The organism is Pantoea folii (genome assembly GCF_056678875.1).
The window spans coordinates 168,166-191,680 of the sequence record NZ_JBWXON010000010.1 but is presented as its reverse complement, the minus strand read 5'-3'; the positions used below and the strand labels follow the sequence as shown (position 1 = coordinate 191,680).

At 61.1% G+C, this 23,515-nt stretch carries 28 protein-coding genes and 1 pseudogene; 28 read left to right on the top strand and 1 reads right to left on the bottom strand.

What is annotated here, in order from left to right; all coding sequences use genetic code 11:
* The 7 genes and pseudogenes from AC1MDE_RS13745 to AC1MDE_RS13715 all read left to right on the top strand — a co-directional run.
* Positions 1 to 402: hypothetical protein (locus tag AC1MDE_RS13745; protein WP_480344736.1), on the top strand; the 402-nt coding region annotated here is incomplete at its 5' end.
* A 437-nt stretch (positions 403 to 839) separates the two neighbouring features.
* Positions 840 to 1,091 (top strand): annotated as a pseudogene (locus tag AC1MDE_RS13740) (DUF905 family protein); the annotation flags it as partial.
* Positions 1,092 to 1,459: 368 nt separating this feature from the next.
* Positions 1,460 to 1,609 (top strand): succinate dehydrogenase flavoprotein subunit, encoded by a 150-nt coding sequence (locus tag AC1MDE_RS13735; protein WP_211729416.1) that lies wholly within the window; start codon positions 1,460 to 1,462, stop codon positions 1,607 to 1,609.
* Positions 1,606 to 2,178, top strand: a complete 573-nt coding sequence (locus AC1MDE_RS13730; protein ID WP_480344735.1) for a hypothetical protein — start codon at positions 1,606 to 1,608, stop codon at positions 2,176 to 2,178. Before AC1MDE_RS13735 ends, AC1MDE_RS13730 begins: the two co-directional genes overlap by 4 nt.
* An 87-nt stretch (positions 2,179 to 2,265) precedes the next feature.
* Positions 2,266 to 2,613, top strand: a complete 348-nt coding sequence (locus tag AC1MDE_RS13725; RefSeq protein ID WP_436363709.1) for a hypothetical protein — start codon at positions 2,266 to 2,268, stop codon at positions 2,611 to 2,613.
* A gap of 11 nt (positions 2,614 to 2,624) precedes the next feature.
* Positions 2,625 to 3,035 carry a hypothetical protein gene (locus AC1MDE_RS13720; RefSeq protein WP_479397781.1) on the top strand — a complete coding sequence of 137 codons (411 nt, stop codon included), beginning with the start codon at positions 2,625 to 2,627 and terminating at the stop codon, positions 3,033 to 3,035.
* 1 nt (position 3,036) lies between these two features.
* On the top strand, positions 3,037 to 3,492 hold the full coding sequence (locus AC1MDE_RS13715; RefSeq protein WP_480344734.1) for a DUF5983 family protein: 456 nt from the start codon (positions 3,037 to 3,039) through the stop codon (positions 3,490 to 3,492).
* Between the two features lie 39 nt (positions 3,493 to 3,531).
* Here AC1MDE_RS13715 and AC1MDE_RS13710 read toward each other — a convergent pair whose 3' ends face one another.
* The gene (locus tag AC1MDE_RS13710) at positions 3,532 to 3,855 is read right to left on the bottom strand and encodes a hypothetical protein (RefSeq protein WP_480344733.1); all 324 of its coding nucleotides are present in this window, start codon (positions 3,853 to 3,855) and stop codon (positions 3,532 to 3,534) included.
* Between the two features lie 243 nt (positions 3,856 to 4,098).
* Here AC1MDE_RS13710 and mobA point away from each other — a divergent pair, with 243 nt between their 5' ends.
* From mobA to icmT, 21 genes are all read left to right on the top strand, one after another.
* Positions 4,099 to 4,440 (top strand): plasmid mobilization protein MobA, encoded by a 342-nt coding sequence (gene mobA / locus AC1MDE_RS13705; protein WP_480344732.1) that lies wholly within the window; start codon positions 4,099 to 4,101, stop codon positions 4,438 to 4,440.
* Positions 4,440 to 6,404 (top strand): TraI/MobA(P) family conjugative relaxase, encoded by a 1,965-nt coding sequence (gene traI, locus AC1MDE_RS13700; protein WP_480344731.1) that lies wholly within the window; start codon positions 4,440 to 4,442, stop codon positions 6,402 to 6,404. The genes mobA and traI overlap by 1 nt, the downstream gene beginning before the upstream one ends.
* Positions 6,405 to 6,513: 109 nt before the next feature.
* Positions 6,514 to 7,077: a hypothetical protein gene (locus AC1MDE_RS13695; RefSeq protein ID WP_480344730.1), complete on the top strand. Its 564-nt coding sequence runs from the start codon at positions 6,514 to 6,516 to the stop codon at positions 7,075 to 7,077.
* Positions 7,078 to 7,304: 227 nt separating this feature from the next.
* Entirely contained in the window at positions 7,305 to 7,520 is a 216-nt protein-coding gene (locus tag AC1MDE_RS13690) for a TraY domain-containing protein (RefSeq protein ID WP_211729424.1), read from the top strand.
* 732 nt (positions 7,521 to 8,252) lie between these two features.
* The gene (locus AC1MDE_RS13685; RefSeq protein ID WP_480344729.1) at positions 8,253 to 8,636 is read left to right on the top strand and encodes an HNH endonuclease; all 384 of its coding nucleotides are present in this window, start codon (positions 8,253 to 8,255) and stop codon (positions 8,634 to 8,636) included.
* Positions 8,637 to 8,676: 40 nt separating this feature from the next.
* Positions 8,677 to 9,297: a hypothetical protein gene (locus AC1MDE_RS13680; RefSeq protein ID WP_480344728.1), complete on the top strand. Its 621-nt coding sequence runs from the start codon at positions 8,677 to 8,679 to the stop codon at positions 9,295 to 9,297.
* 337 nt (positions 9,298 to 9,634) lie between these two features.
* Positions 9,635 to 10,672 carry a TcpQ domain-containing protein gene (locus AC1MDE_RS13675; RefSeq protein WP_480344727.1) on the top strand — a complete coding sequence of 346 codons (1,038 nt, stop codon included), beginning with the start codon at positions 9,635 to 9,637 and terminating at the stop codon, positions 10,670 to 10,672.
* On the top strand, positions 10,672 to 11,109 hold the full coding sequence (gene pilM / locus AC1MDE_RS13670; protein ID WP_480344726.1) for a type IV pilus biogenesis protein PilM: 438 nt from the start codon (positions 10,672 to 10,674) through the stop codon (positions 11,107 to 11,109). The genes AC1MDE_RS13675 and pilM overlap by 1 nt, the downstream gene beginning before the upstream one ends.
* Before the next feature lie 26 nt (positions 11,110 to 11,135).
* Positions 11,136 to 12,770 (top strand): PilN family type IVB pilus formation outer membrane protein, encoded by a 1,635-nt coding sequence (gene pilN / locus AC1MDE_RS13665; protein WP_480344725.1) that lies wholly within the window; start codon positions 11,136 to 11,138, stop codon positions 12,768 to 12,770.
* A 9-nt stretch (positions 12,771 to 12,779) separates the two neighbouring features.
* Positions 12,780 to 14,087, top strand: coding sequence for a type 4b pilus protein PilO2 (gene pilO2 / locus AC1MDE_RS13660; RefSeq protein ID WP_480344724.1), 1,308 nt, complete (start codon positions 12,780 to 12,782; stop codon positions 14,085 to 14,087).
* Positions 14,074 to 14,640 (top strand): type IV pilus biogenesis protein PilP, encoded by a 567-nt coding sequence (gene pilP, locus AC1MDE_RS13655; protein ID WP_436363691.1) that lies wholly within the window; start codon positions 14,074 to 14,076, stop codon positions 14,638 to 14,640. The genes pilO2 and pilP overlap by 14 nt, the downstream gene beginning before the upstream one ends.
* Before the next feature lie 5 nt (positions 14,641 to 14,645).
* Entirely contained in the window at positions 14,646 to 16,172 is a 1,527-nt protein-coding gene (locus AC1MDE_RS13650) for a GspE/PulE family protein (RefSeq protein WP_480344723.1), read from the top strand.
* Positions 16,165 to 17,280, top strand: coding sequence for a type II secretion system F family protein (locus tag AC1MDE_RS13645; RefSeq protein ID WP_479414288.1), 1,116 nt, complete (start codon positions 16,165 to 16,167; stop codon positions 17,278 to 17,280). The genes AC1MDE_RS13650 and AC1MDE_RS13645 overlap by 8 nt, the downstream gene beginning before the upstream one ends.
* Positions 17,281 to 17,304: 24 nt before the next feature.
* The gene (locus tag AC1MDE_RS13640) at positions 17,305 to 17,910 is read left to right on the top strand and encodes a type 4 pilus major pilin (protein WP_480344722.1); all 606 of its coding nucleotides are present in this window, start codon (positions 17,305 to 17,307) and stop codon (positions 17,908 to 17,910) included.
* A gap of 92 nt (positions 17,911 to 18,002) precedes the next feature.
* Entirely contained in the window at positions 18,003 to 18,467 is a 465-nt protein-coding gene (locus tag AC1MDE_RS13635; RefSeq protein WP_097098525.1) for a lytic transglycosylase domain-containing protein, read from the top strand.
* Between the two features lie 18 nt (positions 18,468 to 18,485).
* Positions 18,486 to 19,142, top strand: a complete 657-nt coding sequence (locus AC1MDE_RS13630; protein ID WP_480344721.1) for a prepilin peptidase — start codon at positions 18,486 to 18,488, stop codon at positions 19,140 to 19,142.
* On the top strand, positions 19,142 to 20,416 hold the full coding sequence (gene pilV, locus AC1MDE_RS13625; RefSeq protein ID WP_480344720.1) for a shufflon system plasmid conjugative transfer pilus tip adhesin PilV: 1,275 nt from the start codon (positions 19,142 to 19,144) through the stop codon (positions 20,414 to 20,416). Before AC1MDE_RS13630 ends, pilV begins: the two co-directional genes overlap by 1 nt.
* Positions 20,417 to 20,734: 318 nt before the next feature.
* Positions 20,735 to 21,214 (top strand): DotD/TraH family lipoprotein, encoded by a 480-nt coding sequence (locus AC1MDE_RS13620; RefSeq protein ID WP_480344719.1) that lies wholly within the window; start codon positions 20,735 to 20,737, stop codon positions 21,212 to 21,214.
* Entirely contained in the window at positions 21,211 to 22,035 is an 825-nt protein-coding gene (locus tag AC1MDE_RS13615) for a type IV secretory system conjugative DNA transfer family protein (RefSeq protein WP_480344718.1), read from the top strand. Before AC1MDE_RS13620 ends, AC1MDE_RS13615 begins: the two co-directional genes overlap by 4 nt.
* Positions 22,035 to 23,201 carry a plasmid transfer ATPase TraJ gene (gene traJ, locus AC1MDE_RS13610; RefSeq protein ID WP_480344717.1) on the top strand — a complete coding sequence of 389 codons (1,167 nt, stop codon included), beginning with the start codon at positions 22,035 to 22,037 and terminating at the stop codon, positions 23,199 to 23,201. The genes AC1MDE_RS13615 and traJ overlap by 1 nt, the downstream gene beginning before the upstream one ends.
* Positions 23,198 to 23,488, top strand: a complete 291-nt coding sequence (gene icmT, locus AC1MDE_RS13605; RefSeq protein WP_480344716.1) for an IcmT/TraK family protein — start codon at positions 23,198 to 23,200, stop codon at positions 23,486 to 23,488. The genes traJ and icmT overlap by 4 nt, the downstream gene beginning before the upstream one ends.
* Positions 23,489 to 23,515: the final 27 nt, after the last annotated feature.

Here is a 23,515-nt window from a genome sequence, read left to right as displayed (position 1 = left end):
CCCAAGGGCGGTAAAAAAGAAGCCGCAACGTTATCCGTTGCGGCCTCCATTAAGATCTTAACTGACAAGCATTACGCCGTCAGGCGCGGTTTTGCTTTGTGCTTTCTGCCTGCCCGGAACGGCAACACCGCCGCCCTGCGGGCCGGGAAAACCGGTGCTGGCGCACCGGTCCTCTCCGCCCGAATGCGTATGGCCGTAATCTTTCGACCCGGTTCAGCTTCTGTTTTTCTGCAGTCAGTTCTGACTTCCCGCCGCATAAAAATATGCTTAAACAGCAACAGCAACAGCAACAGCAACAGCAACAGCAACAGCAACAACAACAACAACAACAACATGCCCCCCTTCGGCTCCCCGGCAAGCCGGGTCGTCGAGCCCTACTGCGCTAACCGGCAAAGCCGGTAAGCTCCGCCGGAACGCGAAGGGCCGCGCTCCGTGCCTGACGGCTAGGGTCTGATGGCTGAGGTCAACGGCTGCTGCCGGCTTCGCCGTCGCGTTCACCGTCCCGGCAAAACCCCGCCGGGCCTTTAAGGCCAGCCCGCGTAGCGGTCTGAAACTTCCCTTCTGATGCTTCCCTGCATTCCGGCCAGCCCTTGCGCGGAGGGCTGGTCGTAGCACCGCCGGTTCAGGCAAAAAGGGGTGAAGTGCACGCCGCCAGAAACTTTTCGCCAGGGGCCGCAAAAACTTTTTGTCGTCGCCCCTTTATGCCCTCACTTCGTCGTTGCTCCTTTGCCCTTTGCCGCGAAAGGCCAGACCGGAAAGAAGAAACCCGCGTCAGAGAAGGGCTTTTCAGGCACCGCGCGGCGGTCAGCCGGACCATTTATTTCAGACAGGAGCACATCATGACTTCAACCCAGACGGGCACCACCACCGAAATGCGCTGCGTCGCGGCGCTGGGCGACGGCGCATTTTCGCGCGAGCAGGCCACTCACGTCACGGCCGCTTTCAGCAATGTTTTCATTGAGGACGATCAGGGCAGCCACTTTCGCCTGGTCGTGCGCGAGCCGTCAGGCGCGCTTATCTGGCGCTCGTTTGATTTTGAACATGATGCGGGCTACTGGTTGCGCAGGTACATCAACAGCCAGGGCGTGCGCCAGTCCCTGCGTGGCCAGCTGACGGCGCTGACCGACCTGAATGACGTCGTGATCACGCTCACCCAGCGCCGGGAGTTTATGGCCCATATCCTGAACAACCTGGCCGGGGCCGTGGCGCAGCGGGTGCCGGAAAATCAGGTGATGCTTCCGGCTGACGAGTCAGAAGTGTGGAAAGAGGCTGGGCGCATCGCGCTGGCGCACTTCGGGCTTCAGGGGGAAAAAGCATTCCTGAAGGCGAGCCAGTGGCTGACCGCAGAGCTGGAGCAGGGCAGTAACGTACAGGCGTAAAAAAGCAGGGTTGCCCCTGCTTCATTACGGCGGCCAGTCCCACCTGGCTGCCTCATCAAAATCTGCACTAAGGAGAAGGTATGAATTTTGACCCGCAAATCGTCGCACACGCACTGACTTTTGTAAATGCCCTGCGTAATGGCCAGCTGGCGCACGTGCCCGCCATGCCCTTTGCCCTGTGGCAGCAGTTCATGACCACCGTAAACAACCTGATGGAGGCGCAGCCATGAGCATCGCAACGCCCCTGAATTTATCTTTCGCGCTGGCACCCGTGACGCAGAACGACATCATCCGCGTGCTGGGCGAATACACCTTTATCCGCCTGGATAACGGCGACGAAGCGTTTTATCACCACGGCAACTGGATCACCGGCGCGGACGCGAGCTGCGGCGAACCTTCCGTATTAGGGCTGGCGCAGAGCATGGCGCGCGCGGGGTGCAAATTCCTGCGCTCCGTCGAACTGCCCGTGCCGGATGATAAGGAGTGGAGCTGGGACGACGTGGTGACGCAGTTGGTACGCGCGTCATTTACGCGTCAGGTGCGCGGCGAACTGACCGTAACTGTCACTGAAAATACCCGACACGGTCGCGGCGTGCACGTCTGCTCCGATCCGCTGCTGAGCGGAATGGATAATAACCTCTGGTTTCCGCTGAACGAGGAGGAAGACTGGCACGCAGGCATCGAGCGCGTGCTGACCATGAACGGCGTGGCGGAGAACGTGGTGCGGCTGGAACCACTGCGTGAGGGTTCCGGATACACCGATTTAAAGGTGATTTATAACCGGAAAATCTGCGCCTGATGCGCCGAGGGGCCGGAGAAAAACCGGCCTCATGACGTTGTTTTTCCGTCCCGTTCTGAGCGTCACAGCATTACAGAGGTCGTCACAATGAAATCCGAATCTATTAACTCACTGACCGCTTCACCTTCTGAAGAAACGTTCACCATCCTTGATTTACAGGCGCTGTCGCAGCGTGCGGAAGCTTCTGAAGAGGTGAACGATAACGCCCGCCGCATCAGCCTGGCGGCATCCGCACTATTGGGTTTCGCGGAGCATACGGGGATCGGTGACAGCACCGAACCCGCAGAAACCGCCGTCACCGATCTTCTGACAGACATTATGCACCTGTGTGCGCACTGCTGGCCGGTTGATGGTGCCATCACATTTGTAAGCATACTCAATACCGCCCGGATGCACTTCGATGAAGAATCCGATGAACATGCACAGTGGGACTGAATGAAATGAATATGACCATCACAGACATTACGGAAGGCATGAACAGTTCGCACGAAGGCTATGCCGACCTGGTTGCAGACTCTGTTTCCTTCAGCCTCGGCCGCCCGCTGAGCAGTGAGGAGTACACGCAAATCTATAACATCACCGAACGCGCCATTTCTGATGCGGTTCAGCAGCTGGAAAACAGCGAAACTGCGGATGATAAACCGATCACGCAGGAGCAGTTCAACGACCTTTCTGACTACATCTGTCGCTGGGGCGTATTCACCGGACCGGGCGGTATTCAGGGGAATGATTTTGAGACACTGACCGTCATTGAAGAGCCCACCGATGAACCGGAAGGGCGTAAAATTTACCTGCGTGATCGCTATCCGTATGCGGTCTGTGATTTCGACATCGGCTTCACGATCATACGTTCCTGAAATGAAAAACAGCATTGCCGTGAGCGGGCGAAAAGCGAGCCTGCTTACGGAACAAAGCAAAAATAAAATCACAAAATATCGGGAGCCGTTATTCAGACGGTATGCACAAATGACTTCATTAAATGAAATTAAAAGCCAGCCAAATGAACCGGAAATCTGTCGCTGTGCGGTTATCAGTAATGCGCACATGACGCAGCACGATTCTGAGATTCTGGAATCATTATCACCCAGGCTGAGCGGTGAAGAGGGTGCCTGTCACTGGATACATCCCACGCGATACGGCTTTCTGATCCGCCTTTCAGCAAGTTCGGACGCGATTGGGATACTGAGGGGGGCAGGGCTGTCTGAAGACTTCTGTCACGTTGTCACCTTTCTGTCTGAAAAGAGACAGGCTTCTATGATTCACTTTGACGCTGATGCTGACATACTTGAAGGATTCAGCGTCCATAACTGGTAAAACTTTCCGGCAGGCACGCATTAAACCTGCCGGAATTCTTCATGATGCAGGCTGATTGTTCTGCGGCGTGGTTTTCTGCTGTACTGCCTCCGCCTTACGCGGAGTCCGTTTTTTCTTTCCACTTCCCTCGTTCACCACAGCGGAAATTGCCTTTTCACTGAAACGAAACTCCATGGCATCCAGCGCCGACTTGATATCCGAAACCGTGTAACCCTTCTCTTTCGCCAGCACCAGAATGGTGTCCTTCAGATTATCCAGCGCCGCCTCTCTGGTGATGCGCTGCGGCGTCAAATCCGGGAGATTTTCCAGCTTATTACGCGCCTCATCCAGCTGCTCCTGCGTGAAAACATTACGTACCGCCATCTCATTTCTTCCTTAGCAATGGTAAAGACCCGATTTTGCTGGATTTTTACCATCATTTCCACCCCCATCACCTCGCATGACGCTGGTTTACTTCTGAGCAGCTAAGTGGCAAAATACGAACAGTTGATTAAAACACGGGACAGGAAATGTTTTGTGACCACCGCCAGCACGCTGGCAGTGATTCCCAAAACGACCTGCTCAGGGCTCCGCCCCGAGACCCGGGTAATGTGCCAAGGTTGAGTTATGTCGAAAAGCGAAAAGCGTCAGAGGGAAAAACTGGTCAAGTGCCGCTGTACAGATGCGGAGTACGAGGCCATCAACAAGAAAGCCGTCGCCGCCGGGCTGACGACTTCGGAGTACCTGCGCCGTACGGCACTTAACCGCCGTATTACGGTCCGTACCGATATTCGCATGATGAACGAGCTGCTGCGTCTGGGTGGGCTGCAGAAACACCTGTTCACCCAGATGCAGGCGAACATGACCACCGAACTGAGCCACCAGTTTTCCGAGGTGCTGACCAGCATCAAGCACGCCATTAACGCGCTGGACATGACGCCAGTACCGGTCGAGGACATGAAAGACTAATGAACGTGATCATCCCGCCAAAGCGTCGCGATAGGAAGACCAGCTTTAAGAAGCTGGTCAGCTACGTGAGCACGCGCGAGGAAAAGAAACCGGGTGAAGCCGTCACGCACGAAGCGGGACATACTGCCGGTAATGAGTACGTCGCCACGCCGGGATTTGGTCAGCTGGTTGATTACGTCGGACGTAAGCGCGCCGCACCTGCAACAGAAATCGTCAGCATTTCACCCGAGGGCATTCAGCGCGTGCTCTCCGGTGAAGTGCTGTGTGAAACCAACTGCTTCTCACTGGATACCGCCGCGTCAGAAATGAATCTGACGGCCTCGCAGAACCGCCACTGCAAAGATGCGGTGTATCACTTTATTCTGTCCTGGCAGGGCGACGAAGACCCGTCACCGGATGCGGTATTCCGCTCCGTGCGTTACAGCCTGAAACAGCTGGGTATGGAAGAACATCAGTACGTGGCCGCCATTCACCGCGACACGGACAACATCCACTGCCACGTGTCGGCTAACCGCGTACACCCGACCACGTTCCGCGCGCAGAACATGTGGAACGACGCCGACGAACTGCAGAAGTGCTGCCGCGTGCTGGAGCGCGAGTTCGGCTTTAAAGTCGATAACGGCAGCTGGCATATGGATGCGTATGGTGATCTTCACCGTACCCGTCGCGATATGCCCTCTGCTCCACACGGCGCGGCTAAGCGTGAAATCTTCTCTGATAAAGAAAGCCTGCACGGTTATGCCGTTCGCGAAACCCGTCAGATGCTGAATGACTTTGCAGAACAGGATTGTCTGGACTGGCCGCTGGTTCATAACGTGCTTTATACGCGCGGACTCGGTCTTCGCGAGCAGCAGGGTGGGCTCGCAGTCTACGATCTTCTTAACCCGGAAGGCGTCAGTGTGAAAGCGTCTGACGTACATCCTGCTATCAGCCATGCGTCCATGGTTAAGCGCTGGGGTAATTATCAACCGGCCCCTCCAGCATCCGATCCTGACAATCATGAAGCCGGGATACTGGTCGTTGATAAATTCTATATGCCGCAGCTGCATGTGCGCGATCAGGAGGCACGTCGTGAACGCAGGGAAGCCCGCTCGGTCGCGCGTGACATACTGCGCGCACGTTACGATGCTTACCGAACTGGCTGGGACAAACCTGACCTGCGTGCAGGCGAGCGGTTCCGTCAGATTGCGTCTCACTGCGTGGTGGCCAAAGCTCACGTCCGCGAAAGCGTGAGGGATCCGCTGATGCGCAAGCTGATGTACCGCGTGGCCGAGTTTGAAAAGATGAAGGCCATGGCCGAACTGCGCCTGCAGCTGCGTGAGGAGCGTCAGGCTCTCAAAGAGACCGGAGAAAACCGTCCGCTGAGCTGGAAGTCGTGGGTTGAACGCGAAGCGGTGAAAGGTGACGTTGCTGCACTGAGTCAGATGCGTGGCTGGGCTTACCGTGAGAAACGCAATGCAAAACAGCGTGGATCTCAACATCATTCTCCTGACGCCGTTGTCTCCTTTGGCCCGGGTGATGATGCTCCGCTTCTTCGTAACCCGACACATGATGTCAGACTCAGCAAAGACGGATGCGTGGAATACCAGCGCAACGGAATAACCGAGGTTGCTGATTATGGTGACAGGGTGGAAGTGTATCCGCGAAATGAAGCCGATCAGGAAACCTGGTGGCTTGCCGCTGCAGTCACCGCACGTCGTTCAGGCGATAATGCAGTGATCAATGGTGAGCAAACATCGGTGACCCGCCTGCTGGACAGCGGCGCGGTACTGAATGCTAATAATGCAGTCCACCGGTTCAGCGTGGGCAATAAAGCTCAGCAGGAACGAATTGACGTCACCGAGGCGTGGTTCCGTGAGAAGTATCGCAACAATGCTGCGGAGATGGAGTCAGTGCCTCGTTATGATTCAAATGAGCCGGAGAACGCTCCTGCTCGCGTTATCAGAGATTTACCACGACCATGAGGAGATTAACAGAAGAGACATAAGCCAAATTGAAGTACTTAGTCGCTGATTGCACAGGCTGGACCCCTGTACAACCAGCTAACCATAACAACCTTACAGGGAGGCTGCCATGGCTGCCGTGGATCCTATTCATTTTCAGAAAGCGATCAACCTTTTTCCTCAACTGTCTCAAACTCAGGCTGAAAACTGTTTTATCTTCTCAACGAGTGCTACATATCATGAGGTGTCAGAAATAAGGGGAAAATCGCCTGTTTCTATAAAAAAAACCCTTGAGAAGGCACAGGCCAATCTTGAGCTTTTTACAGTGCAGAATATCCGCCCGGTTTTTTTAACTCGTCTCATGTTCAATGCTTTTTACCTTATCAGAACAGGTAAAAAGAGAAGTTCATCTCTCAAATTCGATATCGAGACATTTCTTTCATCAACTCGCGGAGAGCAAAATTCCTTCAGACTTTTTCCTGAGCTTGATATCAACCATTCCCTGCTGATGTGCGCTTTTTGTTCAGGTGAGACGATGGATAACATCTGTTCCGCATTTTTAGTGAATGATAGTCAGGTGCAGAAGGCCATTGATAACTTTCTACGGATAATGAACATTAATTCTCTTCAGACTCTCAGGATAATTGTTTTAGTAAGGCTCGAGTCTTATCTAGCCAGTATTACAATATCTTAATTTTTCTAATAAATGTGGCCAATTGAATATGGGCCACATTTTTTTTATCTCAGTTTTTTATTCTGCAAGTTTGGATTTTAACCTGCACTTAGAGAAAGCTCATCCCGATGCATCCCCTATGCATTTTGTCAATGACCTCATTTAGGTTATTGCGCATATTAGGACCAATCTTATTTAATGCTTACATTGCTAACACGATCCATACATTCGGTTACGGAAGAACAAAGATGCCTGCTCACATTAACAAAGAAAAGGGAATGCAAGTCCTGCTGCGCCTCTCCCCGGAGATGACCGCTATGCTGAGCCAGGCCGCAGACCGTTCCGGTCGCAGCAATACCAAAGAGGCACTTGTGCGTCTTGAAGATCACCTTAAGTCGTTTACTGACCTAGCCACACCAGGGCGCCGGTTTAGCGCTGACAACAGCGAAGCAACCAACAATTAAATTATCAGCCAGCATCAGCTACTGCTGGCTTTCCTTTTAATGAAATTATGCGCACCCGCGCAGGGCTTTTTTTTGCCCGAAAACTGCCTCCGCTCTTTAACAATGTGCCCGAAACCCTGATCTCAAGGTCCTCTCTTGCCGGCATGCAGTTTTGGTGCGCGGAAGACGTCCGGTGGCTATGTCATGGCCAGAATCACATCAGGGGAACCCAAAGCAATACGGGGCAGGTTATAAGCGACTGAGGCATGCATTTCAGGTCGCTTATTTCGCTGACGGGCACAACTCAAAGTCGGAATGTCGGGTAGTACGTCCATATCCCAACGAATCAGTTCGATACACCTTTTCTGGATTCACCTGCGGGATTCGCGGTGCCGGTTTCCGGAAATTCAGTTTCCGGAGTGTATTAGCGTTGCGCACACGCGCAGCAGCGAACGGGTTGTTAACCAGTTTCATATTATTCTCCCTGCGAATCAGTTCGACGTAGCCACTGCAGGCCCCGGGGCGATCCGTCGGGCCCCCTGCAACTGGTGATGATTAGCCCCTCAGGGAACTGAAGGCGCGAACGGGTTTCCCTGCCGTAATACGCCACATACGCAAAGATGACGCAGAGCAGTCTGTGCGGGCTCACTCCTTCGGGAGTGGGTCAGCCCGGTGCGGTTCTGGCCGAGCTGATATTACATAACAGGCATCTGTGAGATGCGGGACGTATTCAGAGGACAATCAGGGGATAACATGAACCTTACAAAACGAAAACGGGAAGCGCTGCGTGAGCAGTTCAGAGGGCGCTGCGCCTTCTGCGGCAGCAAGCTGCCTGCCCGCGAGTGGCATGCAGAATTTATTGGCGAGGACTATGTGCAGGGTGGCATTGCGCCAGTGTGTAAGGAATGCCGCACCGCCAAGGGCAATGCCTCGCCGGAAGCATTTCGCGCGCTACTGGCCGAACAGGTGGAGCGTGCACGTCGACACAGCGCTAATTTTCGTACAGCGGAACGGTTCGGGCTCTGTCACGTTAAAGCCGAACCCGTTGTGTTCTGGTTTGAACACTTTGAGTCATCTCCTGCCGTTTCATCCGCTCCGACTCTGATCACATCGCAGAACACCGCATCCGCCGCCTGACGGCGGGTTATATTCTCCCTACCTAGCATGGATACCCATTATGAACCGTTCCTTTCTGGGGCGCGCGGCGATTGCGTTTGCGCTGATAGCAGGCGTGACCGGCTCAGCCCTGTCTTCCGATGCCGGAGGTGACTTCGGCGCCGCCTATGAACAGGTACTCGACCGTTATGAAATCACCGCGCTGATATATAAGCCCACGCACCCTGACGCCATGAGCACCATTATCAGCGACATGCACTTAACGCCCCGGGGGGATGGTGAAGGTGGGAGCGCTCAGTACGTTCTGGATGCCCCAGGCAGAGCGGATGTCATGAACGTTCTTCAGAAATATGGTGAGGTCCGACGACAGCTGCGCACACGAGGGCCTCTGGGCAATGACGGCAGAGCGGGAGCGTTTTCTGCGTATCCCGGGAAACAGTTCAGCGCCAGTCTTAAGGTTCGTTTTATCTCTTCCGTCAGGCAACTTCCACCCGCGCTGATCGTTGATTACTCGCTTAAAACCAGCCTTGAGCGCTCTCCGATAGGTGGTGAGGTAGCCGATGAGCGTGGCCCGCTGCGTTATGCCAGCGGGGGGAGTGTGCTGCTGCCTGACAAAGGCGCCCTCATGAGCATCAGTGAGACTGGTAGCGGATTCCTGATCTGGATTATCAGCGCCAACTGATCCGGAGCCCGGAAGCACACCGGGCTGAACCTGAACACTTATCTTCACAACGCAAAGCGCACTCGCCCTGACCGGCCAGTGTGCTTTTCGTTGTGGCGGACCTGCGGCCAGCGCACGCGGTCAGACTGACATCGTCTTATTACTCATTAATGCGATGCGACAAGTCTAAGTCATGCCGTTCTGGCGTCTGTCAGTCTGGCCAGTGCACCGGGAGGCACCCGGCGCTGCAACTTCGCTTCTGACCGGCAGGTTCGCCTGCCTTCCCGCACGGTTTTTGCCGGTCCGGCCCCGGCCGCCGCAGAGACGGTGCAGCCCTGAGTTATCCGGAGTTCTCTCTATGTCATTTACCGAACGGGCAGGGCTGATACCGGTCCTGCTGCTGACCGGCTGCGCGCAGCAGACGGTTTACACCGGGCCGCCTTCCGGGAGCGTGGTCGACAGCATGCTCTCGCGCAGCGCGGCCGACATCAGCGCCATGCAGTACCGGGTGCATCAGACCGGGCCCTCGGCGCAGCGTCCGGTTTCACCCGCCGCCAAACCCGTCAGGCCTATGGCGCCGGGCGCCACAGGCTCTTCCGCGCTGACGGTAAAGCCCGCGTCTTCTCCTCCGGCCTCCGCGCCGGGCGCCGGACAGAGTGACGGCTTTATCCGGCAGGACGGTGCTGCCCCCACGCTGCGCGCAGCCCTGCGCAAAATCGTGCCGCCCGGGCAGACCGTGGCGTTCGATAAGGCGGTTTCCGCCGACGCGCCGGAGCTGTGGCGCTGGACCGGGAACGATCGCTGGCAGTACGTCGCCGACAAAATGCTGGCGCCGCACGGTCTGAAGGCCACCCTGAACGACAAGACCCGGACGGTGACCGTTGAACCGGCGCAGCGCGCGCAGAACGCGCCGGCGTCCGGCAAGAGCGTATCACCGCCGGTGCCACCTGCTGCGCCCGCGAAGGCAACGGCTTCCGGCGAGGCGAAAGCACCGCCGCAGGCTACCGGGCGTAACCCGTTCCGTGGCGATAAGGGTGCCGCCCCGGCCTCAGCCTCACCGGTTGTACCGGCACCCCGCATCCCCTCCGCGCCGGCGATTGCGCCTGCCGCCGTTCAGCTGCGGCACTGGCGCATCGAGACGGGCAGCACCGTGAAGGACTGGCTCTACACCCAGGCCGCCGCGGAGACCTGCGCCGTACCGGGCATCAAAACCTGGACCATTGCCTGGCTCACGCCGACCAACTACCGGGTGGATGCGCCGCTGAACTTTGACGGCAGCTTCCGCGAGATGCTTAACCGGCTCTTTACCCTGTACGGCACGGCGAAGGTGCCGCTTTACGCCGGGGTGCGCGCCGCGCAGTGTGTGGTAACCGTGGACGATAAGGAGGTGCAGTAATGTTCATGTACTGGCTGCTGGCGCTGTTTCTGGGGGCGCTTCTGGCAGGGCTCACGCCTGACCCGCGCGCCGTTCAGCAGGCGGGGCAGCTGCAGGACCAGACGCTGAGCCTGCAGGCCGCGCAGATGGTGCGCTACATGAACCGCATCAACGACTGGCGGTACAGCAACCCCGCGGCGGACAACGTCAGCGTGACGGACGCACAGCTGCCCGGCTGGCAAAGCGTTGCCGGCCTGAACAACCTCATCTCCGGCGGCCGGACGTTTGTCTGGCGCACCGCTCAGCCCGGACTGATGTCCGCGCTGCTCACGCAGACGCACCGGTCAGCGCTGGCCGGGCGGGTGGCCTCCCGTCGCCTGCTCGACGGCACCGGTGCCGACATGCAGATCACCGTCCCCGCCGCCATTCCCGACGGCAGCGTGGTGTGGGTCAACTGATTCTCTCTTCCTGACAGGATACCGTAATGAAAATACCTCACCGGCTGACCGCGGCGGCGATGCTCTGCCTGCTGGCCAGCAGCTGCAGCACGCTGGACCGCGTCGGCGCCACGGAAAAACGGGCGGGCGCTGCCGAAGCACAGGCTGCCGAACACAAACGCGCGCTCGACAGCGGGCAGGTCGTGCGCGACCTGACCTCGCAGTGGATCAACCCCGTGCCGATTAACGGCGTGGCCGGGCAGCGTCCTGCACTGCCTCCCTGCACGGTCAAAATTAACCGCCCCGGCACCGTCACGCTGGCGTATGTCAGCGCCTTTATTACCGACCAGTGCCGCATCCCGGTGGTGGTGACGCCTGACGCGCAGGCCGCGATGGCCGGCGGCGGCGATGCCGGCGGCCGGACCGAGAAGATGCCGGGTACACTGCCGGCGCCCGACGCCAGCGGGATGGTGCCGCTGGCCGCCATGGGGCAGACAACAGGCCGGCCGGTCGCCGTGCCGCAGGGCGAGGGCGGTCTGCGGGGCGTCAGCTGGAACGGTTCGCTCAGCGGCCTGCTGGACAACGTGACCACGCGCCTCGGCCTGTCGTGGCGCTATGAGTACGGCCACATCGCCATTTTCTGGCTCGATACCCGCAACTTCGCCATTAACTTCATGGACAGCGACGCGAGCTTCGTGTCGAAAACGGTGAGCGGCACCACGACCTCCACCGGGACCAGCGGCGGCAGCGGCGGGGGCAACACCGGCGACAACAGCACGAGTCAGACCACCACGGCGACCATCAAGTCCAACATCTTCAAGGACGTCGAAAATACGGTGAAGTCGATGCTGACGCCGGGCTCCGGGCGCCTGAACCTCTCCGCCGGCGTGCTGACGGTGACCGACACGCCGCGCGTGCTGGACGCTATCGGGCGCTACATTGACGACCGCAACCGCGAGCTGAACCGCCAGGTGATGATTTCGGTGAAGGTCTTCAGCGTGGAGAACCGGCACCAGAACCAGCTGGGCATCGACTGGAACGCGGTGCTGAACACCGGCAGCGTGGGCCTGTCCCTGACCAGTCCGTTTACGGGCGCGGCCTCCGACGCGCTGAGCGGCGGCGTGGCCATACTCGACGGTAAGGGAGAGGGCACGCAGACGTTTCTGAAGGCGCTGGACGAGCAAGCGAAGCTCAGCGTGGTGACCTCCGCCTCGGCGCTGACCACCAACCTGTCCGCCGTGCCCGTGCAGAACGCCATCCAGCAGGATTACGTGCCGAACATCAGCACCAGCCAGACGGCGAACGTCGGGACCAGCACCTCCATCACCACGGCGACCATCACCACCGGCTTTAACATGACGGCGCTGCCGCTGCTGTTCCCGAACTCGCCGAAGATGCAGCTGGAGTTCTCCATCAGCATGTCGGATGACCCGACGTTCACGGCCTTCACCTCCGGCGGACAGAACGCCCAGCTGGCGAAGACCACGCCGAAAACCATCGTCCAGCGCGTGATTATGCAGTCCGGCCAGACGCTGGTGCTGAGCGGCTACGAGCAGCTGAGCGATTCTGCCAACCGTCAGGGCACTGGAAGCTACAACTTCTTTGGCCTGGGCGGCGGCGCGCGCGGTGACGACAGCCGCCGCATGTTTATCATCCTCGTGACGCCCGTGGTGCTGGGTTAAGGAGTTTTTATGACGTCAGAACTGACGCCGGCACCGGTGGTGGGCGTGGTGCCCGCGGGCAAAGCCGCGCTGGTCGCCGGGCTGCACTGGCAGTGGGTGGCCGCGCGCGGCCGACGGCGCATGCGCATTGAGGCCCGCGACCAGCTGGCGAGCCACTGGCTGGCGCTGCCGGCGGGCACGGGCGACGACCCGGCCACCTGGCTGGGCTGCCTCACCGACGAAGCGGACGTGCTGCCTAAGGGAAAACGGCCCGCGTCGCTGGCGGCGGCGGTGCTCGGCAGCGTGCCCGCGGACTGCTGGGGCGTGTTTCTGCTACCCAGCGGCAAATACTGGTTTATGGCGGTCACCGGCGGCCATCCCTCTCCCTACGGCGACGTGGTGGGGGACGCGGCCACGGTGCTGCGCGCATCAGAGCGGTTCCGCACCACGGCGCCTGCGCCGACATCGGGCTGGACGGTGTTCGATCCGGACAGCCTGCTGGAGGTAACTGACGCCCGCCGCGACCCGCTGGCGGGCCTGATACCGGCCGCCGTGCCGGCGCGTGCGAAGCTGCAAAAAACCGACAGCCGCACGGCCTCCCGCCTGCTGCTGCTGGGCGTGGTGTGCGCCGCTGCGCTCTGGTACGGCAACCACTGGCTGGAGGCCAGGAAAAAGGCCGAACACGACGCCTGGGTGCAGGCGGAGCTCGTCCGGGCAAAAGCCGCCGCGGCGTCAAAGCCGGGCAGCCTCGCCCGGCCGTGGGGTGGCCAGCCTGATTTTTCAGGCATGCTCAGCGCGTGCGTGAAGCAGTGGCGTCAGGCGCCGCTGTCGATCGCCGGCTGGGTATTCCGCCAGGCGATGTGCGAGTCCACCGGGCAGCTCACGCTGCACTATGCCCTGCCGGACGGCGGCACGGTCGGCGACTTTGCCGCCCGTCTGCCGGAACTCTACGGCCCGAGTACGCCGGTCACGTTCAACATGCCCGGCCCCTCGGACGACGCGTCCTTTAAGGAGGCTGTGCATTTTGCCCCTGCGCCGGCCGAAACGCTGCTGCCCGGGGACGAGCAGCTGCGGCGCATGACCAGCTACGCGCAGCGACTGCGTGCCAACCTGCGCTTCAGTGAGCCGGTGGTGCTGACCCAGACCGTGGGGCAGGACCGGATCCCGCTGCCGTGGAAGCGCTACAGCTTCACCTTTATCACCGATATCCCGCCGGACCGGCTGTTTGACGCATCGCGCTTCCCGGGTAACGGGCTGCGGCTGAGTTCCGTGAAGGCCGAACTGCACAGCAGCCGGCTGACCTATACCCTGGAAGGAACACTCTATGCAGAGAAATAAGTGGCGTTACCTGCTGCTGCCCGCGCTGCTCAGCGGCCAGATGGCCGTGGCCGGCCCGGCGACACCGGACGGCCTCAGCCCGCAGGGCGGGGCCGGTAACGAAGCCCCGCCGTCCGGCCACGCGCCGGCCGCCACGGTTGTCGTCACCGACACCGGCGGGCGGGACAACAGCATGGGACGCCTGGAGGACATTCAGGCCAAAACCCTGCTGTATGAGGCGCAGCTGGCGCAGGCCAAGGCGTTTAACGAGCTGCAGAAAAACGGTTATGACGCGGTGCTGGGCGGCCCGTTCAACCCGCAGCCGGCGGCACCGGTGAAAGACAATGCCGACGCGAAGCCGGCACAGGAAAGCAAGGCGCCGCCGCTGATTGTGGAAATCTCCGGCGGCCAGCAGCTCTCCGCCACGCTGCGGCTTGACGGCGGCAACGAGGTGCGGGTGCAGGCGGGCAGCCGCATCCCGGGCACCGGGTGGACGGTCACGAAAATCACCTTCAGTGAGGTCACCGTCAGCAGCGCCGGCGGCGGCCTCGTGTCACTGGCCTTTGCGGGGTAAACGTCATGGAATTTACCGAAAGTACCGTGAACTGGCTGCACCTGGACAACAGCAACCCCGAGCAGGGGCGGCTGTACGTGTCCACCGAGCACCGCGCGGATCCGGCCGTTCAGTCCGACATCGCCCGCGCGATGCGCCATTATCCGCGTCTGAACGTGGAGCACGTGCACCTGGGCGAGCTGCGCCGGCATCAACTGCAGCGCGCCGGGGTGACCGGCACTGCCGGCAGCTGGTCGCCGGAGCAGAATAAGGTCGTGGATTTTATGCGTCGCGCGGGCGAGGCCCACGCGTCGGATATTCATATCCTGATTGGCATGGAGAACCTGACCGCCGTGGTGTTTCGCATCCACGGCGACCTGGCGCTGCAGGCCGAACTGTCCATTGACGAGGGCATGAGCCTCGCCGCGACCATCGTGATGTCGATGTGCGACGCGGCGCCGCAGCAGTTCAGCGAGACGGACGAACAGGACGGGCGCCTGCGCAACGAGTTCGTGAAGGCGCTGGGCCTTTACGCCGCGCGCTACTCGGCCGTGCCCACCGAATCCGGCCTTTACGTGGTGCTGCGCGTGATTCTGGATGAGAGCGAGGACATTCCTTCTCTCGATGCGCTGGGCTACCTGCCGGAGCAGCAGAAGCTAATCAACCGCATGCTGCGCCGACCGGAGGGGCTGATCATCACCGGCGGTCCGACCGGGTCGGGTAAAAGCACCACGCTGCGCACCTTTTGTAAAATGTACGTTGACCTCACCGGCGGCAAGCGCCGGCTGTTAACGGTGGAGGATCCGGTCGAGGGCAAGGTGCCGGGTGCCGTGCAGACCACCATCATTGCCGACCGCAACGACCCCGACTCCGTCACCCGGGCCTGGCAACGGCGCCTTTCAGCATTTAAGCGGCTTGATTACAACGCTGCGGTGGTGGGCGAGATACGTGATACCTGGTCGGGCAATGCCAGCATCAGCGAGGCCAAGAGCGGCACGCTCGTCAAGTCGACCACGCACGCCAATGACGCGACGGGCATTATCGATCGCCTCACCGATACGCTGGGCATTGCGCCGGGCATGGTGATGGATCCGCAGGTGGTTATCGGACTCATCGCGCAGCGCCTGGTGCAGACGCTCTGTCCGGCCTGCAAAAAAGGCTGGTCTGACGTCAGGGATACGCTGACGGAGGACGATCGCGAGCTGATCGAAACTTACTGCAATACCGACACCGTGGCGTTCCGTCATCACGACGGCTGCAGCGCACCGGGCTGCTGGCAAGGTATCACGGGCCGAAAGGTCATTGCCGAGGTCATCCGTCCTGACGCCCGCTTCATGCAGCTCTACCGCGTGCATGGCAAGCTTGCCGCACGCAGTTACTGGGTGCATCACATGAACGGCATTACCCGCGGGGCGCACCTGCAGCGCTACATTGCAGCCGGTGAAGTCGACCCGCTGGACGCGGACAAAATGAGCCCGCTGGACGAGGACGCGCTGAACCTGCTGCCGCCGGAGGCCGTCCAGGCGTTTCTCAGCGGAGGTGGCCATGAGTGACCTGCTTAACCGGCTGCGGGGCCGGCTGAAGGCCTCGCTTGCCACGGGCAGTACCCGCTCTGAGGGGCTGGGGCGCTGGATAGGGCAGAAGACCTTCAGCACCACAGACCGCATGACGCTGTATGAAGACCTGGCGTTTCTGCTGGAGAACAAACAGAAAACCGAAGACGCCATCGCGGGCCTGCAGCGCACGCGCCGGCGTAAAAACGATCCGGTCCTGCTGTGTCTGAACGACGTGCACCACGCGCTCACGCGCGGGCGGGGCCTCGACGCGGGACTCGCCGGCTGGGTGCCGGCGCAGGAGGCCACCATCCTGCGCGCGGGGCGCGTGGCCAAAGACCTGCGGGGCGCCCTGCTGCGGGCCATTGAGGTTGTAAAGGGCGTGGGGGAAATGAAGTCCACCGCGCTGCTCAACCTGGCCTACCCGGCGATGCTGCTGGGCGGGACGTTTTACATGATGCAGATGGTGAGTGAGCGTTTTCTGCCCCGGCTGGAGCAGATGAGCCCCGCCGACAGCTGGACCGGCTGGATGTGGTGGCTCGGTGCCATCACGCACTTCTTCGTGGATAACCGCTATCTCCTCGGCGGCGCCCTGGCGGCTTTTGCCGTCTGGGTCATCTGGTCGCTGCCGCGCCTTACCGGTCCGGTCCGCGCCAGAGTGCTCGACCACCTGTTTCCATGGAGCCTGTACCGCGAAGTGCAGGGGGTGTCGTTTCTGCTGAACCTCAGCGCCCTGCTGCGCGCCCAGCTGCGCACGGAGGAGGCGCTGGACATGCTGAGCCGCAGCGCCACGCCCTGGATGTATGAGCGCCTGACGGCCACCCGCCGCCAGGTGTCGCGCGGCAAGCACCTCGGACTGGCGCTGGCGGACAGCGGCTACGCGTTTCCCTCACGCGAGGCCATTGATCGCCTGATGCTCCTGACCGCCGGCCCGGGCGGCGAGGACAATATCGAAAACTTCGCCAGGATGTGGCTGAAAAAGGCCATCGGGCGCATCAAACGTGTCTGCCAGGTGCTCCAGCTGGCCGGCATGCTGGCCACCGCCGGCTATCTCCTGCTCACGTTCCTGGCGACTCAGGACCTGGGCTCCATTATTGGCAACCGCTGATTTCAATACCGAGAGGATTTACCTATGTCACTGCTTTCAACACGTTCAGGTCGTTCAGGACGTTCCGCCGTTCACCGCGGCGCCCTTAACCTGCCCGAAGCCATTATCGTCACTGCCGTTTCGCTGCTCGTCATCGTGGCCATTTACGCCGGGGGGGCGGGGCTCTTCAAAAGCGCGGACTACAACGAGGAGATGTCCAACGTCAGTGAAATTATGACCAACACGCGCAGCATGCTGAAAACCGGCGGCGTGTACGACTTCAGCTCGGCCGCTACCATGACCGGGGCGCTCGTGCAGTTTGGCGGCTCGCCCGGCAGCATGGCCATTATCGGCACCAAGTCATCCGGGAGCGCGACGCTGAACAACCGCTGGGGCGGCACCGTCACGGTCACGCCGGTGAGCACGAACGGCGGGCAGAACACGGCGTTTTCCCTGACGTACACGCAGGTACCGCAGGAGGCCTGCGCGCAGATGTCGCAGAAGCTTTCGGACGCAAACAACGTGGCGTCGACCAGCATTAACGGCAGCACAACCAGCGGCGTGGTCAGCAGCTCGGTGGCGGGCTCGCAGTGCACGGCGGACAGCGGGTCGACCGGCACCAACACGCTGGTCTTCACCAGCAACACCTGACGGCAGACCGGGGGCAACCCCGGCACTGAGGGGCTCAGCGCACGCGCGCTGTCCCCTTCATTCCGCCCTCTGTCATTTTCACGGTACGCATCATGAAGAAACTTTTTCCCCTGCTGATCGCCGGCGGACTACTGCTGTGCGCCTCCCGCTCTGCGATGGCGTTCTGCTATAACGAGGCGGGCGCACGGTATCACGTTGACCCGCAGTTGCTGCGCTCCATCAGCAAGGTGGAAAGTGGCTTCAACCCGGGCGCCATTGGCTATAACCGCAATAAAAAAGGTCAGGTCACGAGCCGTGACTTTGGCCTGATGCAGATTAACTCCACGCACGTGCCGCAGCTGCGCACGATGGGCGTGCTGCAGAGCGAGCAGGACCTGCTGACCAAACCCTGCCTGAACGTCATGGTGGGGGCCTGGATACTGGCGCGCCACCTGCAGGTCTGCGGCGTCACCTGGGAATGTCTCGGCAGCTATAACGCCGGCTTCGCCGATGACAATACGGCCCGCCGCATGCTTTACGCCCGCAAGGTATACGCCGACTACATGGCCCGCCGCTGACCCCCCTGACACGGAAACATGATGACTTCACTCACTTACAGTGTGACCGCCGGGCTGTGGCTCGCCGGCTGCGCGGCGCTGTTCCTGCTGCAGGCCTTCCGGGCCCGTCGCTTTCTGCAGCTGTATGAGGGGCCGCCGCTGACGTGGCCGCAACTGATACCGGTGGCCCTGATTTATATGCTGACCGCCGGCTGGCTCATGGCGCTGCTGTCGGTGCTGCCTGAGCCCACGATATGGCGAAGCGCGGTTCTGCTGGTGCTGGCGCTGCCCATGACGCTGACGGACCTGCGCTGCCAGTGGCTCCCGATGCGCTACACGGTGTCGTTCTGGGCGGGCGGCCTGCTTTCTGCCGCAATGCCCGCCGCCGTGATGCCCTGGTCTGCGTCACTGACGGCAAGCCTGGTGGCGTTCGTGCTGGCCGCTGCGGTTCGCGGGCTCGCCAACTTTCGTCAGACAGAGGAGCGCATCGGCCTCGGCGACGTGTACCTGATGGCCGGGTTGTGCGCGTGGCTGCCCTGGCGCAGCGCCATGTACGCCGCGGCGGGTGGGCTTCTGCTCTGTGGCCTGTGCGCGCTTCTGACACGGAAGCCGTCAAAACCCTTTGCGCCCGCGCTGTTTGGTTACCTGTGCGGCGTGTGCCTTTTCTTTCCCCAACAACTGGCGGGAGTGCTCTGATGAAATTGCTGAAACGAAAAAAACGTCCGGTTCACAGCGGTAACATGCTGCTTCAGGCGACCTTTGCGCTGGCCATAGTGCTGATCATCACGCCCGGCGCCATCGATCGCTACGCCGGCTACCAGCAGGAAAAAGTCTGGACGAATACCGCCTCGCACCTGAGCTTTGTGAGCGACGCGAGCAAGCGCTACGTGCGTGACAATCGTGACACGCTGCTGACCCAGGTCGCGGGCGGTCCGGTGGTCATCACCGGCGCCACGCTGCGCACGCAGGGCTACCTGCCCGCGGGCTTTTCACTAACCAACGACAGCGGCCAGACCTACCAGCTTGCGGTGGCGAAAGACCCCGCTCAGGCCGGACAGCTGGTCGCGTTCGTGCTGACCACCGGCGGCAGCGAAATCCCGTACAAAGGGCTGCGTCAGATAGCGTCTGACACGGACGGCATGGGCGGCTACGTGTGGCCCGCCAACACTGCAGTGGGTGCGGACGGTGGGTGGCAGGCGAAACTCGGAGATTACGGACTCAGCGGGCAGCAGGGGCGCCTGGCAGCATTTCTCTCCGCCGACGCGCTGGGCACGGACGCGAACGAAAGCGACAGGCTGTACCGCTATCAGGTCAACGGCCGCCCGGACCTGAACCGCATGCACACTGCCATCGATATGAACGGCAACAACATTAACAACGGTGGCACGGTCAATGCCGCCACCGGTGCCTTTACCGGTCAGGTGTCCGCCGGCACCAACGTCTCGGCAGGCGGTAATGTAGCGGCAAACGGTAATGTGACAGCCAGTAACGGTATCACCGCTAACAATGATATTCGCAGTAATACGGGATGGGTCATTACTCGTGGTGGAAAGGGCTGGCTTAACGAAACCTATGGCGGCGGCTTTTACATGTCGGACGATCAGTGGGTGCGTTCGGTCAACAACAAGAATATTTATACCGGCGGGCAGGTGCGAGGAGGGACTGTCAGATCAGACGGACGGCTTTCCACCGGGGACGTTCTGCAGCTCGATGGTATCAATACGGTTGGCACAGGCTGTTCCCCGAACGGGCTGGTAAGCCGTGATGCGGCTGGAGCCATACTTTCCTGCCAAAACGGTGTGTGGCGGTACGCTGGCCTTTCGTTAGGTTCGGTGCAGTACGGTGGCCAGACTTCATACCATGACACAAAGGGAGCCGATGGGCTGGCCATGTGTCCGGACGGGACTGTCATGGTGGGATTACGTAATCAGGGCGGTGATGTTGACCTTTACACAGTGCTTTGTCGCTAATCGTCATACACCCTGCTGGCGGTTATGTCCGTAATTCTCATCCACGCAGTCTGCGTCAGGGATGGTCACACCTTCAGGCGTAGATCGGCACAATGCCCGTAAAGGTATTGATTCAACCTTTTTTGAGGGGCTGACTTACCCCTGATATCCCTCCTGACGTTGCAACTGCCTGTCGATTATCTGGTCAGGCAGTTGCAACGTCAGGCCGCTTTTTCCCCGGCACATGCTGTATGACCGATAAGCACCTGCTCCATCTGGCCGGCCGCTGAACAGCGCCGCCTGCCCCCCTTTTGATAACCGGCAACCCCCGGAGACACCATGAAAAAAAGCATTTTGACCGCGCTGCCGGCGCTGCTGCTGTGCGGCTGCCAGCTGCAATCTCAACCTCACGCGACCGGGTCCGCACCGGCACAGGTGGTCACCTCCCCGCCGAAGACCTCGGTACAGCTGACGCAGCTGTGGATGGAGGGCGACCTGCGTGAAGGGTCGCCGCTGCCCGTCGCGGCCATCCGGGCCGACAGCGACCGCGTCACGTTCAGCTGGGACGGTGACGCGGTGGAGCTCCTGAGCCAGCTCGCCCGGGCGCGCGGGCAGGCCTTCAGCTACACGGGCGTGCGCCTGCCGCTACCCGTGAACATCGACGTGCAGGGCGTTACCTATGCCAACGCGATGCGCATGATTGAGATGCAGACCGCCTGGCGCGCCACGATCGTCACCTACCCGGGGCAGATGGTGCTGCAGTTCATGCCGTCTCTGCCAGCCGTTCAGACCCGCCACTCGAAGGGGAACCGCCGATGAAAGCCCGACTCACCGTCCTGCTGCTGCCCGCGCTGCTGGCGGGCTGCGCGGGATTTCACTTCACGAAGGCGGCCCCCGCGCCCGGGCCGGACGGCGCACCGCCGCCGGGTTCGGAGGCCTACCTCTCGCCGCAGAAGCGCGACACGTCAGACGTGTCCGACAACCGCCGCCAGATGCTGACCGAGGGCGGGCGCACCACCGGCTTTCGCGGCGGCAAGGCGCAGCGCGCATGGGAGCTCCGGCGTGACCTGGAGGCGCGCGCGAAGCAGCTGGACGCCACCTATGACTTCCGTCCCCTAATCAGCGCCCGCGGCTGGCTGCCGCCGGTCATCACCGAGGCTGTGGACGTGGCGCATGTCACCCCCGATCAGATACGCACCGCGAGCCACGTGTATGAAATTGTTCAGCCCGAACGCTTCGTGAGCAATCCGCCGACGTGGCGGGGCTGGCTGATGGCCGGCCTCAGCACCGTGCCGCCGGATGAACCAGAGGGCGGGCTCATCCCGGAGAACGGCGTGCAGCGCGATATCTGGCAGGCGGCGGTGAACGAGGGCTGGGCGGAAGGGCGGCAGAGCGCCGACGAGACGCTGGAGGCTAACGTCAACCGCCTGACGCGCGACTACAACGGCATGCTGCAGTACGTGCTGCTGCGTCGTCAGAACCTCATCACCGCCCCGGTGGTCTCGGAGCGTCAGCAGACGGTCACCGGCGACAGCAACAAGCTCACCACCGGCGACCGCGAGCGTCGCCTGGAGTCCCACGCCGGCTTTGTCACCGACAAGGCGAAGTGGAAGCCGGTCATCAACACGGAGAAGCGCTGATGTCAGCCTCAGACCTGAAATTTTTCGACTTTGGTGGCGGCCTTAACGCCGACGCGCTGCGCGGCTTTATGGTGTGGTGCGCGCGCAACAACGTGAGCGACATTCACCTGCAGGGCGACAACCACTTTGTGGTGGGGCGCTACGGCCGCCTGCTCAGAGCAAGCCCCTTCGCGGTGGCGGACGACACCCTGTCCAAGCTGATGGACGAGGTGTTTACCCCGGAGCTGCGGCCGAAGGTGCGCGGCGGAGTGGCCATTGACCGCGCGATGCAGCTCGACGGCGACATGAGCGGCCGCTGGGGCCTGAACCGCGGCGAGCGCATCCGCTTTCGCGTGAACCTGCTGCAGGGAACGGCGGGGCGTCAGGACAGCACCATCGGCTGGACCATGCGCGTTATCCCCTCCGAAATCCCGCCGCTGGAGAGCCTGGGTCTGGAGCCGGAGCTGATGGCCAACCTCCTGCCGGCCAAGGGCATGGGGCTCTGGGGCGGCATCACCGGCTCGGGCAAGAGCACGTCGCTGGCCGCCTCCTACCGCTACTGCCTGGACACGGATCCTGACCGCAAGGTCACGACCAAAGAGGACCCGATTGAGTTCATCCTCGGACGGCCGGACGACGTGCTGCCGCCGCTGCAGTCGCAGGTCGGTAAGGACATTCCCGATTTCGCCAGCGGCATCCGCGCGGACCTCAGGCGCGCGCCGTCGGTTATAGGGGTAGGGGAGATGCGCGACCGCGAAACCATTGACGTGGGCATCCGCGCCGGGCAGCTCGGTCACCTGACGCTCTCCACCACGCACATCGATTCACCCGGCGAGGCGTTTCCCCGCCTCATCAACGAGTTTCCGCACGAGAGTCGCGACTCTCTGGCCTGGTCGCTGCTGGGCGTGCTGCAGTACGTGGTGGTGCAGACGCTGCTGCGCACCACGGACGGAAAGCGCGTGGCGGTGCGCGAGTACATCCTTTTTGACTACTACCTGCGCGAGAAGCTCGCCGGCATGCCGTGGTCGCAGTGGGGCGCGCACATCAACAGCATCATCCGGCTGGAAAAGCGCCGCATTGTCGATCAGGCCTGGCAGCTGTTCCGCACCGGGCGCATCGCAGAGTCCGAGCTGGCGGTGGTGATGTCGCCGCCTCAGCGCCGTGAGTTTGAGGAGGGCATCGCGTGAGTGAATTCAAAAAAGAGGATTACCCGCCGGGGTTCTGGCGGTGGGCGGGCAGCCCGCTGAGCTTCCTCGGCATCCCCGCCTGGCTGTTTCTGCTTTATCTCTTCTGGTTCCGCTTTCCCTCCATGAACACGATTTACGTCGTGACCGGCATCATCGCCGTGTTCCGCCTGCTGAAGGCCTTCGGCTGGGGCGTCACCGAGCTGCTGACGCGTCTTGCCCGCATTGCACGAGGCAAAAGCCTGAGCGGCCGTCCCTGGTGGTACCGGCGCTACACCGACGGTGAGTAGCCGTCTCTGACCCTGTAACAGGAGGCA

Bases quoted from the DNA above. Each gene is read 5' to 3' on its own strand.
- pilV (WP_480344720.1), top strand. From the start codon at position 19,142: ATGAAATTGCTGAAACGAAAAAAACGTCCGGTTCACAGCGGTAACATG.
- AC1MDE_RS13730 (WP_480344735.1), top strand. From the start codon at position 1,606: ATGAGCATCGCAACGCCCCTGAATTTATCTTTCGCGCTGGCACCCGTG.
- AC1MDE_RS13645 (WP_479414288.1), top strand. From the start codon at position 16,165: ATGAGTGACCTGCTTAACCGGCTGCGGGGCCGGCTGAAGGCCTCGCTT.
- AC1MDE_RS13650 (WP_480344723.1), top strand. From the start codon at position 14,646: ATGGAATTTACCGAAAGTACCGTGAACTGGCTGCACCTGGACAACAGC.
- AC1MDE_RS13630 (WP_480344721.1), top strand. From the start codon at position 18,486: ATGATGACTTCACTCACTTACAGTGTGACCGCCGGGCTGTGGCTCGCC.
- pilM (WP_480344726.1), top strand. From the start codon at position 10,672: ATGTTCATGTACTGGCTGCTGGCGCTGTTTCTGGGGGCGCTTCTGGCA.
- AC1MDE_RS13680 (WP_480344728.1), top strand. From the start codon at position 8,677: ATGAACCGTTCCTTTCTGGGGCGCGCGGCGATTGCGTTTGCGCTGATA.
- AC1MDE_RS13640 (WP_480344722.1), top strand. From the start codon at position 17,305: ATGTCACTGCTTTCAACACGTTCAGGTCGTTCAGGACGTTCCGCCGTT.
- mobA (WP_480344732.1), top strand. From the start codon at position 4,099: ATGTCGAAAAGCGAAAAGCGTCAGAGGGAAAAACTGGTCAAGTGCCGC.
- AC1MDE_RS13720 (WP_479397781.1), top strand. From the start codon at position 2,625: ATGACCATCACAGACATTACGGAAGGCATGAACAGTTCGCACGAAGGC.
- pilN (WP_480344725.1), top strand. From the start codon at position 11,136: ATGAAAATACCTCACCGGCTGACCGCGGCGGCGATGCTCTGCCTGCTG.
- pilP (WP_436363691.1), top strand. From the start codon at position 14,074: ATGCAGAGAAATAAGTGGCGTTACCTGCTGCTGCCCGCGCTGCTCAGC.
- AC1MDE_RS13715 (WP_480344734.1), top strand. From the start codon at position 3,037: ATGAAAAACAGCATTGCCGTGAGCGGGCGAAAAGCGAGCCTGCTTACG.
- AC1MDE_RS13675 (WP_480344727.1), top strand. From the start codon at position 9,635: ATGTCATTTACCGAACGGGCAGGGCTGATACCGGTCCTGCTGCTGACC.
- AC1MDE_RS13735 (WP_211729416.1), top strand. From the start codon at position 1,460: ATGAATTTTGACCCGCAAATCGTCGCACACGCACTGACTTTTGTAAAT.
- traJ (WP_480344717.1), top strand. From the start codon at position 22,035: ATGTCAGCCTCAGACCTGAAATTTTTCGACTTTGGTGGCGGCCTTAAC.
- AC1MDE_RS13615 (WP_480344718.1), top strand. From the start codon at position 21,211: ATGAAAGCCCGACTCACCGTCCTGCTGCTGCCCGCGCTGCTGGCGGGC.
- AC1MDE_RS13685 (WP_480344729.1), top strand. From the start codon at position 8,253: ATGAACCTTACAAAACGAAAACGGGAAGCGCTGCGTGAGCAGTTCAGA.
- pilO2 (WP_480344724.1), top strand. From the start codon at position 12,780: ATGACGTCAGAACTGACGCCGGCACCGGTGGTGGGCGTGGTGCCCGCG.
- AC1MDE_RS13725 (WP_436363709.1), top strand. From the start codon at position 2,266: ATGAAATCCGAATCTATTAACTCACTGACCGCTTCACCTTCTGAAGAA.
- AC1MDE_RS13695 (WP_480344730.1), top strand. From the start codon at position 6,514: ATGGCTGCCGTGGATCCTATTCATTTTCAGAAAGCGATCAACCTTTTT.
- AC1MDE_RS13635 (WP_097098525.1), top strand. From the start codon at position 18,003: ATGAAGAAACTTTTTCCCCTGCTGATCGCCGGCGGACTACTGCTGTGC.
- traI (WP_480344731.1), top strand. From the start codon at position 4,440: ATGAACGTGATCATCCCGCCAAAGCGTCGCGATAGGAAGACCAGCTTT.
- AC1MDE_RS13710 (WP_480344733.1), bottom strand. From the start codon at position 3,855: ATGGCGGTACGTAATGTTTTCACGCAGGAGCAGCTGGATGAGGCGCGT.
- AC1MDE_RS13620 (WP_480344719.1), top strand. From the start codon at position 20,735: ATGAAAAAAAGCATTTTGACCGCGCTGCCGGCGCTGCTGCTGTGCGGC.
- AC1MDE_RS13690 (WP_211729424.1), top strand. From the start codon at position 7,305: ATGCCTGCTCACATTAACAAAGAAAAGGGAATGCAAGTCCTGCTGCGC.